Genomic DNA, 11444 nt, shown 5'->3' with positions numbered 1-11444 from the left:
TTTTTACTCATAGAGTTTAATAGTTAAAAAATTAATGCAATATATTTTGATAAATATATTTAACCATTATATACTATGAGTACTATATAGTACTATTTAACTTTTAACTTATATTACATATCTTCCTTTATCTTGATCACTAATAATTATACCACGATCTAAAGTTATTACTCTTTTTTTTAAAACATTTACTATTTCTCTATTATGCGTCACCAAAACCACTGTTGTTTTAAAATTATTAATTTTTAAAAGTAAATTAATAATTTCTTGAGCATTAATAGAATCTAAGTTACCTGTTGGTTCATCAGCAATTAAAAGTTTAGGGCAATGAGAAAGACTTCTAGCTATTACAACTCGTTGTTTTTCTCCTCCAGAAAGATATTCAGGAAAATAATTTGCTTTTTCTTCTAATCCAACAATTTTTAAAACTTGAGGAACAATTTTTTTTATTTTTTGATAAGAAGTTCCAATTACTTCCAAGGCAAAAGCAACATTTTCAAAAACAGTTTTTTTGGGCAATAGTTCAAAATTTTGAAAAACAACTCCAATTTGTCTTCTCAAAGTTGGAATTTCTTGATCAGAAATATTTGTAATATCCCACCCGCCTATAATTATTTCCCCTTCATCGGCTTTTTCTTCGGCAATTAAAAGTTTAACCAAAGTTGTTTTTCCAGCACCACTTTGTCCAATTATAGAAACAAACTCTCCCGGCTTTATTTGTAAATTAATATTTTTTAAAGCCGTTAAATTTTGAGAATATGCTTTTGTAACATTTTTTAAAACTATCATAAAATATCATTTTATTTTAAATTAAATTTTTCTAAACTTTTTTCAAATTCTTTTTTATTAATTCCATATTTTTCAAGAACTCCAATATAATTTTCTATTTTTGGATCTTTTAATAAACCACGACAACCATCGCATAATAAATTAAATTTTAAACAAACTGCCTCACATCCACCTAAAATTAAAGGACCCAAACAAATTAAACCTTTTTGAAGTAAACATTCATTTTCTTTTAATTGACACTCATAACAAACGGGTGTTTGAGAAATTTTTGGAATTTTATCAGATAAGAGCTGACAAACAACCCAATAAAATTCATTTTTATTAACAGGGCAACCTGGTAATTCAAAATCTATTTTAATACAATCTCTTAATGGTTTAATTTCTAATTTATCATTTCTTTTCACAAATTGACAAATATTTTTTATTGTTATTTTAGAAACACCGTGTAAACACGCGCAAGCGCCCAAGGCAACTAAAAATTTTGTTTTTTTTCTAATGCTTTTTAATTCTTTTAACTCTTCTTTAGTTGCTGGACTACCTTTAATAAAAATAATATCATATTTTTTAACATCTTTTTCTTTTTTAATCAAAGGAAATTTTTTAATTTCTATATTTAAATTATTTAAAAATTTCTTTCCTAAAGTTAGTATTTCTTTTTGGCATCCATTAAAAGATGTAAAACTAATAATGGCAATTTTTGATTTAAATTTCATATGGACTTATTATACTAAATATTTATTATATGGACAAATTTTAAAAATTTATTAAAATTGAATTAACTTTATTTTTTTAATTTACATTTTTTATGTACGATCAAATTACTTCTAATAAACAAAAATCTATTTTAATAATGACTTTATTTATAATAATCATTCTTGCTTTGGGTTTTGTATTTGGAAAAATAACAAATTATGGCTATAATGGCTTAATTATTGCTATTATTTTTTCTATTGCAATGTCTCTTTTTAGTTATTTTCAAGGGGATAAAGTTGCCTTATGGACGGCTGGCGCAAAACCTATAGAACAAAAAGATAATCCTTATGTTTATCAAATGATAGAAAATTTATGCATCACTGCTGGATTACCTTTACCTAAAATTTATCTTATCCCAGATTCAGCACCAAATGCTTTTGCTTGTGGTAGAAATCCTAAACATGCTTCAATTGCTTTAACCACAGGAATTGTTGAAATGTTAGAAAATGAAGAATTGGAAGGCGTGATTGCTCATGAATTATCTCATATTCGAAATTATGATATTTTATTAATGACAATTACCATTGTTTTGGTTGGAATTATTATGCTTTTATCAGATTGGCTTTTGCATCATTTTTTTTGGTTTGGCAAAGGAAACCGAAATGATAAAAATGATCAACTTGGTTTAATTTTAGTTGTTATTGGAATAATTTTAGCTATTCTATCTCCTATTATTGCTGAATTAATAAAATTGGCTGTTTCTAGAAAAAGAGAATTTTTAGCTGATGCTTCAGGCGCCCTTTTGACTCGTTATCCAGAAGGATTGGCTTCAGCTTTAGAAAAAATTTCTTTTTACAAACAACCTTTACAAAAAGCTAATCACGCAACCGCTCATCTTTATTTTACAAATCCATTTTTAGAAAAGAAAAACTTTTTAAGCAATCTTTTTTCTACCCACCCTCCAATTGAAGATCGCATCAAATCTTTACGAAAAATGATTTAAAAATAATTGCTAAAAAATATTTTTTAATATATTATTCAAATAATAACAAGATAAAAAATTTCAATTTTTTAATTAAATTTTTATTTTTTAATTAATCTGCAAAAATTTTTCGCAGATTAAAAAAGGAGAAAGAATTATGAAATTTCTTTTTCAAACAAATCAACAGAATGGCGATAATGACAATGACGAAACAGAAGAAACAAAAGAAGATAATCAACCAGTTAAATCTTCACAAGAAGAAGAATGGTTGGAAGAAGATGGACAACTTTCAGTCGACGTTTATCAAGACAAAGATAATATTATAATAAAATCGCCTATTGCTGGTGTTAAACCCGAAGATATAGATATTTCTATTAACAATGATATGATTACTATTCGTGGTTCTCGACATCAAGAACAAACCGTTAATAAGGATAATTTTTTTTATCAAGAATGTTATTGGGGTAGTTTTTCTCGTTCCATTATTTTGCCAGTTGAAGTAAAAACTGAAGAAATTTCAGCTGAATTAGAAAATGGCGTTTTAATTATTAATTTACCAAAAGCAACAAAATCAAAATCTATTAATATAAAAGTCCAAGCAAAATAGAATAAAAGATTGACTTGTTGAAGACTGTCTTCAACAAGTCATGTTCTTTATGAAAATAAATTTTCTTAAAAAAAAACAAAAAAAAATTAGCCCTTTTGTTTGGATATTCGGAGGGGTAATTTTTTTTTTACTTATTTCTATAGGAATTTTTGAAGGATATTATAATCAAAAAATTTATCCAGGAATAAAAATAGGAAATTTAAATTTATCTGGAAAAACTCAAGAACAAGCAACAATTCTTTTAAAAGAAAAAGTAGAACAAATTAATCAAAAAGGATTTGTTTTTATTTGGAAAGATAAAACTGTTAAAATTGATACCTTCACAATAGGTTTAACTGATCCAGATTTATCATATAATCTTTTAGAGATTGATTCAGAAAATACAATTAAACAAGCTTTTCAAATAGGCAGAAATCATCAAAAAAATTTTATCAAAGAACAAATAAATGCTTTTTTTTATGGTTATCAAGTAAAAATAAAATATGATTTAAAAAAAGAAGAATTAATTAAAATTTTAAAAGATAATTTTCAATCATTAGAAAAATCTCCTAAAAATGCTGACTTCGAAATTAATAAAAATTATCAAATAGCAACTATTAAAGAGGAGGAAGGCTATATTTTTGATTATCAAAAAGCAATGGAAGAATTGGAACAAAATTTAAAATCTTTAGATATTCAACCAATTGACTTGACTTTAATCATCGAAAATCCTAAAATAAACAAAAAGCAAATTGAAACACTTATTCCTATTGCTCAAGAAATTATTAATTTATTCCCCATTACTTTAAATTATGAAAATAAAAAATGGGAAATAAATAAAGACGAAGGTAAAGAATGGCTAGAATTTCAACCCAATCAATTTAAAGATTTAGAAGAATATCAAGAAGAAATTATTATTGGATTTAATCAAGAAAAAATAGAAAAAAAATTAAAAATAATTGAAACAGAAATAAATCAAGAAGCGCAAAATGCTAAATTTAAAATTAATCCGCCCGAACTAATAGACAAACAAATAACTGACAAAGAAAAAATTTCTGAATTTCAAATAAGTAAAAAAGGGAGAAAATTAAATAAAAAAGAAAGTTATCAAAAAATAAATAAAGAAATTGCTTTTAGAAAAAATAAAGCAATTGAACTAATTGTTGATGAAGTAGAACCTGAAATTACTACAGAAAATGCTAATAATTTAGGCATCAAAGAAATAATTGGCATAGGAAAATCTAACTTTAAAGGAAGTCCAAAAAATCGACGACAAAATATTAAAACAGCAATAATAACATTAAATGGTTTATTAATTAAACCCGGGGAAGAATTTTCAACTGTTAAAACTTTAGGAGCAATAAATGGAAAAACTGGCTATTTACAAGAATTGGTTATTAAAGGCAACAAAACAACCAAAGAATATGGAGGAGGATTGTGCCAAATAGGAACAACATTATTCAGAGCTGCTTTAAATGCCGGACTTCCAATTTTAGAAAGACGCCCGCATTCTTATCGCGTTCAATATTATGAACCAGCTGGTACAGATGCAGCTATTTATAATCCTCATCCAGATTTAAAATTCAAAAATGATTCTGTAAATTACATTTTGATTCAAGCTAAAATAGAAGGCGATAATTTAATTTTTGAATTTTGGGGAATTAAAGATGGACGAAAAGTTGAAACAACAAAACCTAAAATTTATAATATTGTTGCTTCGCCAAAAATTAAAATTATTGAAACAGAAGATTTAAAACCTGGAAATAAAAAATGTATTGAAATTGCGCACAAAGGCGCTGATGCAGAATTTACACAAACTGTTATTTATCCTAATGGCGAAAAAAAAAGTAAAACCTTTAAAAGTCACTACAAACCCTGGGGCGCTGTTTGTTTAGTAGGAAAAACTGTTGAATAATAAAAAAATGCCGATCTAAAATCTGTAGACAAAAGAAAAAAATCAAAGGATTGAAAAGGAAAAGGAGAATTAACCAATTTAATCCCTTGATTAAGCTTTATGCTTTCTTGCCTACAGATTTTAAAACAGCATTAATTTAAATTAACTTAGCATTTTTTTACCTTTTTGTCAAGATTTGGTAAAATAAAACCTTATGAATAAAGGAAAAATTAGCCAAATAATTGGTCCAGTAGTGGACGTAGAATTTGAAGAAGGAAAACTTCCTCAAATTTATAATGCTCTTATTATTAATTATCAATTATTAGGAGTTGATCAAAAATTAATTTTAGAAGTACAACAACACTTGGGTTCAAATCAAGTTCGAACATTAGCCATGTCTTCAACAGATGGTTTGACACGAGGAATGGAAGTAATGGATTCTATGGAACAAATTATGGTCCCAGTAGGAGAAAAAACATTAGGTAGAATGTTTAATTTATTAGGTGAACCAATTGATGGATTAGATTCAACTGAAATTCAAAATATAAAATCAAAATATCCTATTCATCGTAAAGCACCAAAATTTACTGAACAATCAACCAAAACAGAAATTTTAGAAACAGGCATTAAAGTTATTGATTTAATTTGTCCTATTATAAAAGGTGGAAAAGTTGGTTTATTTGGCGGAGCTGGTGTAGGAAAAACAGTTATTGTTATGGAGCTGATTAGAAATATTGCTCAAGAACATGGCGGTTATTCCATTTTTGCTGGTGTTGGCGAACGAACTCGCGAAGGAAATGATTTATATCACGAAATGAAAGAATCAGGAGTTTTAAATAAAACAACCTTAGTTTTTGGACAAATGAATGAACCGCCAGGAGCTCGCGCGCGAATTGCTTTATCCGCTTTATCAATGGCAGAATATTTTAGAGATGAAGAAAATAAAGATGTTTTGCTTTTTATTGACAACATTTTTAGATTTACTCAAGCGGGATCTGAAGTTTCTGCTTTGCTTGGTCGTATCCCCTCTGCTGTAGGATACCAACCAACTTTGGCAACTGAAATGGGAGAATTACAAGAACGAATTACTTCAACAAAAAAAGGATCAATCACTTCTGTTCAAGCAATTTATGTTCCAGCTGACGATCTAACCGATCCAGCGCCAGCAACAGCTTTTGCTCATTTAGATTCAACTGTCGTTCTTTCACGTGGTTTAACAGAATTAGGAATTTATCCAGCTGTTGATCCATTGGATTCAAATTCAATTGCCTTAGATCCTCAAATTGTTGGACAAGAACATTATGAAGTTGCTAGAGGAGTACAAAAAATTTTACAACGTTATAAAGATCTTCAAGATATTATCGCCATTCTTGGTATGGAAGAATTATCAGATGAAGATAAAATTACAGTTGCTCGAGCTCGTAAAATTCAAAAATTTTTATCTCAACCATTTTTTGTTGCCGAAGTTTTTACAGGAACTCCAGGAAAATATGTGCCAATCAAAGAAACAATTCAAAGTTTTAAAGAAATTCTTAAAGGAAAATATGATTCAATTTCGGAACAAGAATTTTATATGAAGGGAAGCATTAAGGAAGTTAATAAAAGTAACAAGTAATATGAAAAATAAAATTTAATTCTTTTTACTTGTTACTTATTTTATAATTTTAATGTTTTTTTAATTTTACATTTTGATTTTTGTTTTATGTTAATTGATTTTGAAATTACAACTCCTTCTAAAACAATTTTTAAAGATAAAATCGACTCAGCTATAATCCCCACAAAAGATGGGGAAATTACTGTTTTACCTAATCATATTCCATTAATTAGCATTATAGTGCCAGCTGGAGAATTAAAATTAAAAAAAGGATCTGATGAATTTTCCATAATGATTTCTGGTGGATTTTTAGAAGTCCAAAAAGAAAACAAAATTATTATTTTAGCTGACACAGCAGAAAGAGCTGAAGAAATTGATGAAATTCGCGCTGAAGAAGCGAGAAAAAAAGCAGAAAAACTTTTAGAAGAAAAAAGAGAAGATGTGGAAATCGCGGATGTAAAAGCAATTTTAGCCCAATCCTTAATGCGACTTAAAATAGCCAAAAAACACCAAACAAAAAAGAAAAGATTTTAATTTTTTATGAAAATTTTTGTTAAAGCAAAGCCAATGGCAAAAAAAAATGAAGTAAAAAAAGTTGATGAAAATAATTTTATTGTTTCAACAACAAAGCTAATAGAAAAAGGAAAAGCAAATAAAGCAATTATTAAACTTTTAGCTAAATATTTCAATGTTTCTCAATCTTCAATAAAAATTTTTTCTGGTTTTGTTTCAAAAAATAAAATAATTGAAATACTTTTTTAAATAAAAAAATAAAATAATTTTATTTTTTTATTTCTATTTTTTCTATTGATTTTATCACCTTTATGGTTTTTTTATAAACAATATACACTGAAATTATAATGGCTAATAAAATTCCAAAAAGAAACAACCATGGCGAAGTAAAAAAATATTTATCCAAAAAATGTCCGACCAAAGCAAAAAATATTAATGGCAAGGCAATTAAATATCCTAATTCCCAAGCCAAAGATAATGTTGTTAAAAAATTTTCTTTATCATTTTTTTTATTATTCATAAAAAGTTTTAAACTTAATTTAAATTTAATTTATTCGCAAATAAATCAAACTTATACATTTGCGAACAAGGAAAAAATATGAAAAATATATCATGGATTGTTTTAGGAATTATTGTCGTTATTATTCTTTGGATAATTTGGGCATATAATTCTTTAATTATTTTTCGAAATCGAGTCAAAGAAGCGTGGAGCGATATTGATATTCAATTAAAACGTCGCTATAATCTTATTCCTAATTTAGTAGAAACCGTTAAAGGTTATGCAACTCATGAAAAAGAACTTTTTGAAAAAGTTACCCAAGCAAGAACCATGGCAATGGGAGCGCAAGGAATAACCGAAAAAGCTGAAGCAGAAAATATGTTAAGTAATACCTTAAAAAGTTTATTTGCCGTAGCAGAAAATTATCCTACTCTTCGAGCCAGTGAAAATTTCGCTAAACTTCAAGACGAACTTTCTGACACAGAAAATAAAATTCAAGCCGCTCGCCGATTCTATAATGGCAATGTGAGAGATTTTAATACTAAAATTCAAATCTTTCCGAATAATATAATTGCTTCAATATTTAATTTTAAAACTGAAAATTTCTTTGAAATCGAAAATAAAGAAGAAAAAGAAAATGTGGTTTTAAAATTTTAATAAAAGTTAATTTTTATTTTTAAAAAATGTTGTTTTATAAATATTATAAAACAACATTTTTTTTAATCTTTTTTAAGGTAAATATTTCTCTGGATTAACTGGGTTACCATCAAGACGAACTTCAAAATGTAAATGTGAACCTGTGCTAAATTGACCAGCTCCCGGAGTTCCTGGCATTCCTCCACTCAATCCAATAATTTGTCCTTGATTTACATAATCCCCTTCTTTAACATAAATTCTTGAAGTATGTCCATAAACAGTAGAAAGTCCATTATTATGAATAATTAATATATAGCTATATCCTAAACCAGCATTTTTAGCTCTACCTACATAACCAGAAGCGACCGCTGTAATTGAAGTTCCTTGTGACGCTCGAATATCTATGGCATTATGTGAAAAATATTTTCTAAAAAGATAAGTAGGATCTTGAAATTTACATGTAATAACATTTCTAAAAACAGGCCAAATAAAAATTGTTTCCTTTTCTCTAGCTAATTCTTTGCTTAATTTTTCTCTTAATTTTTTTTCCAAACTAACAATTTCTCCATTTGCTTCCTCTGTTTCTTCTTTCACAGCTAAAAGTAAAGCCTGAAATCTTGATTCAGATTTTTTTGTTCTTTCTAAAAAAACTTCTTTGGTTTTCTCTTGCTCTTCTAATGCTAATCCTTCCTCTTTATGTTCTTTTTTTAAATTTTCTAATTTTAATCTTTGATCCTCAAGATTCTTTTTTTCTTCCTTTAAAATTTGCTTATTTACTTGAAATTCATCTAAAATTCCCTGAATTTGATATTCTATTTTTTTAACAAATTTTACTTGATTAAAATAATCTGATATTGAATTATTTAAAAGCAAAATTTCCAAAGGAGTCTGTTGATCTAAATGATAAATTAATCTTATAAATTCCGCTATTTTTTCTTTTTGATTTTCTATTTTTGCTCCTTGTCTTAAAATTTTTAATTCTGCACCTTGAACCTCTAAATTAACTTGTTTAATTCTTAACTGCGTTCTTTCAAGAGCATTTTGAACAACACTAATTTTAGTTCCTAACATTTCTAATTCACCACTTAATGTCACTTGTTCCATTTTTTTTATTTCAATATTTCTTTTATAATTTTCATTTTGCATTTCTAAATCTTTTATTCTGTCCGCTTTATCTTTTATTTGTTTTTCTATTGTTAATATTTCTTCACTTTTATATTTTGTATCAGTTATTGGTTTATTATTTGTTGGTTTATTAGTTAACAACTCTTCAGAAAAAACAAAAAAATTCACCCCAATAGGCATCAGAGCAAACGAAAAACACAATAACAAAAATATCATTAAAAAAATAGTCTTGTTTATAAAAAATTTAAATTGTTTAATTTGTAATTTCATATATTATTTTAAAATTTTAGAAACCGACTTATATGATTCAATTTTATCCAACATTTCTTCCACTTTATTTTTCCAATCATGCCTTTTTACTTCTTCTATTCTTTTTTGTTTTAAATTTTCATCTTTTTCTTTCAAACATTTTTTTAAAGCATTGCTAAATTCTTCTACTGTATTAACAACTTCAATCAAACTAGAAAATTTTTCTACTCCCCCTGTATTAGTTGCTATTATTGGTTTTCCTAAAGCCAAGTATTCATACATTTTCATTGAATCTCCACATTTTGTGCTTAAATTTACTTTATAAAAAGTGAAACAAACATCAAATTGATTAATATAAGCCGGAACTTTTTCAAAATGTTTTGATCCTAAAAAATGTACATTATCAAAACGAGATAATTTTTCTATTTCAGATTTTAAATTTTTATCCTGCCAAATTGGTCCAATAAAAACAAAACTTAATCCGCCAGCTGACGGATTATTTTTCTCTATTATTTTAGAAATTAAATCAAAATCAAGGCGATTATTTATGACGCCTACGCAACCAATGATCGGATGCGAAATTTGTTTCATATCTTCTGGACAAATCAATTCTTTTTGAAATCTGCTCAAATCAATGCCTTGCGAAACACAATAAACATTTTTTCTATTTTGAAAAAATAAATTTATCAATTCTGTGGAAACAGTAAAAATAATATTCGCTTTTTCTTTAATTAATTTGTAATTTTTTTCAAGCCTTTGTTTTTGATTTTTATATCCCGGATATTCTATCCAATTGTCAATTGTATCAAAACAAGACACATCTTCTCCTAACTTGCCAAAATATTCGCAAAACATTGGATTACATGACCAAAGAATTGTATTTTTAAAATTTAATTTTTTTAAAATTTTATTTATTTTTTTAATCATTACTTCTTCTCTAAAAACAGAATCTATTGTTGAATAAACAAAAAAACCCTTAGAAATATTTAAAAATTCAGTTTGCCAACTGACGGATTGAATTTGGCGACAAATACTAAAAACATCTCGATAAATAATTTTTTTTTGAGGTGCTTGAATTTGATTTCGAATATAACTTTTAATTCCTTGTTTCTTTGTGCAAGGCAACAAATCAATATAAAGAACTTTTCCAATTCGCTTATCTTCTAATAAATTTTTCAAAATATATGCGCTACGATTAAATGTTTCTTTTTCAAACCATCTTGAAAAATTATTCATCCCAAATATTACAATATCCATCATAATAATAATAAAAATAAAATAAGATATTTTAAGTATACAATAATTTTTAAAATTTTAAAATAATTAAATTAATATTTAAATTAGTATATTGCTTAGACAAAATTTTAGCCCTCTTTAATTTTTTTTAAAAAAAAGCTAAAATATAAAATAGTTTCCTAGCTTTTTTTATTTTAGCTTTTAAAAAATAATTTTAAAGGTCGAATTCAAAAATTTAATTCTTAATTTATCTGCATATCCACGTAAAAATCCACGTGATTCTGCGATAAAAATAATTTTATGATTCAAACAAGCCAAGATTTATTATTTATTGTTCTTGCTTTTTGCGCATTATGGATAACAATCCTACTTTGTTGGGGATTATTCTATTTTATCGCAATGCTTCGCGATACCTATAAAATAACAAAAAATGTCAATCGAAAAATTGAAGCCTTTGGAGAATTAATTGAAGCATTAAAAAATAGAGTAACTTCTATGGGCGCCTTTTTAACATTATTTTCGCATGGTTTTTCCGCTCTTATTGACCATATCAAAGAAAAAAAAGAACAAGAAAAAGAGGATAAAAAGATAAAAATAAAAGTAAAAAATACAAATAAAAATCAGTAATGCAAGAAATTAAAAATATAA

Annotated in this window: 13 protein-coding genes; 8 read left to right on the top strand and 5 right to left on the bottom strand. The window is 26.4% G+C overall.

Annotated features, from left to right (window positions below; all coding sequences use genetic code 11):
- Positions 1–108: 108 nt before the first annotated feature.
- Positions 109–789: a cell division ATP-binding protein FtsE gene (ftsE, locus tag CVV26_01490; GenBank protein ID PKL72482.1), complete on the bottom strand. Its 681-nt coding sequence runs from the start codon at positions 787–789 to the stop codon at positions 109–111.
- An 11-nt stretch (positions 790–800) separates the two neighbouring features.
- The gene (locus tag CVV26_01485) at positions 801–1502 is read right to left on the bottom strand and encodes a hypothetical protein (GenBank protein PKL72481.1); all 702 of its coding nucleotides are present in this window, start codon (positions 1500–1502) and stop codon (positions 801–803) included.
- Positions 1503–1594: 92 nt separating this feature from the next.
- Between CVV26_01485 and CVV26_01480 the strand changes: the two genes are divergently transcribed.
- From CVV26_01480 to CVV26_01455, 6 genes are all read left to right on the top strand, one after another.
- Entirely contained in the window at positions 1595–2485 is an 891-nt protein-coding gene (locus CVV26_01480; protein ID PKL72480.1) for a zinc metalloprotease HtpX, read from the top strand.
- A gap of 136 nt (positions 2486–2621) precedes the next feature.
- Positions 2622–3071 (top strand): hypothetical protein, encoded by a 450-nt coding sequence (locus tag CVV26_01475; GenBank protein ID PKL72479.1) that lies wholly within the window; start codon positions 2622–2624, stop codon positions 3069–3071.
- Positions 3072–3111: 40 nt separating this feature from the next.
- Complete coding sequence (locus CVV26_01470; GenBank protein PKL72478.1) at positions 3112–4965, top strand: hypothetical protein; 1854 nt, start codon at positions 3112–3114, stop codon at positions 4963–4965.
- A 193-nt stretch (positions 4966–5158) separates the two neighbouring features.
- Positions 5159–6559: a F0F1 ATP synthase subunit beta gene (gene atpD, locus CVV26_01465; protein ID PKL72477.1), complete on the top strand. Its 1401-nt coding sequence runs from the start codon at positions 5159–5161 to the stop codon at positions 6557–6559.
- A gap of 87 nt (positions 6560–6646) precedes the next feature.
- On the top strand, positions 6647–7072 hold the full coding sequence (gene atpC / locus CVV26_01460) for an ATP synthase F1 subunit epsilon (protein PKL72476.1): 426 nt from the start codon (positions 6647–6649) through the stop codon (positions 7070–7072).
- Between the two features lie 6 nt (positions 7073–7078).
- The gene (locus tag CVV26_01455; GenBank protein ID PKL72475.1) at positions 7079–7300 is read left to right on the top strand and encodes a hypothetical protein; all 222 of its coding nucleotides are present in this window, start codon (positions 7079–7081) and stop codon (positions 7298–7300) included.
- Positions 7301–7319: 19 nt separating this feature from the next.
- On the opposite strand, the gene CVV26_01450 is transcribed toward CVV26_01455, so the two are convergent.
- Positions 7320–7571: a hypothetical protein gene (locus tag CVV26_01450; protein PKL72474.1), complete on the bottom strand. Its 252-nt coding sequence runs from the start codon at positions 7569–7571 to the stop codon at positions 7320–7322.
- A 78-nt stretch (positions 7572–7649) separates the two neighbouring features.
- Between CVV26_01450 and CVV26_01445 the strand changes: the two genes are divergently transcribed.
- Positions 7650–8207: a hypothetical protein gene (locus CVV26_01445; GenBank protein PKL72473.1), complete on the top strand. Its 558-nt coding sequence runs from the start codon at positions 7650–7652 to the stop codon at positions 8205–8207.
- A gap of 72 nt (positions 8208–8279) precedes the next feature.
- On the opposite strand, the gene CVV26_01440 is transcribed toward CVV26_01445, so the two are convergent.
- Complete coding sequence (locus CVV26_01440) at positions 8280–9581, bottom strand: hypothetical protein (GenBank protein ID PKL72472.1); 1302 nt, start codon at positions 9579–9581, stop codon at positions 8280–8282.
- Positions 9582–9584: 3 nt separating this feature from the next.
- Positions 9585–10820 (bottom strand): hypothetical protein, encoded by a 1236-nt coding sequence (locus CVV26_01435; protein PKL72471.1) that lies wholly within the window; start codon positions 10818–10820, stop codon positions 9585–9587.
- Positions 10821–11096: 276 nt separating this feature from the next.
- Here CVV26_01435 and CVV26_01430 point away from each other — a divergent pair, with 276 nt between their 5' ends.
- The gene (locus tag CVV26_01430; GenBank protein ID PKL72470.1) at positions 11097–11423 is read left to right on the top strand and encodes a hypothetical protein; all 327 of its coding nucleotides are present in this window, start codon (positions 11097–11099) and stop codon (positions 11421–11423) included.
- Positions 11424–11444 lie beyond the last annotated feature (21 nt).

It is taken from the genome of Candidatus Kuenenbacteria bacterium HGW-Kuenenbacteria-1 (genome assembly GCA_002839745.1).
GTDB lineage: Bacteria > Patescibacteriota > Patescibacteriia > UBA2591 > PGYQ01 > PGYQ01.
The sequence above is the reverse complement of the archived record's forward strand: the minus strand, read 5'-3'. Positions and strand labels throughout refer to the sequence as shown.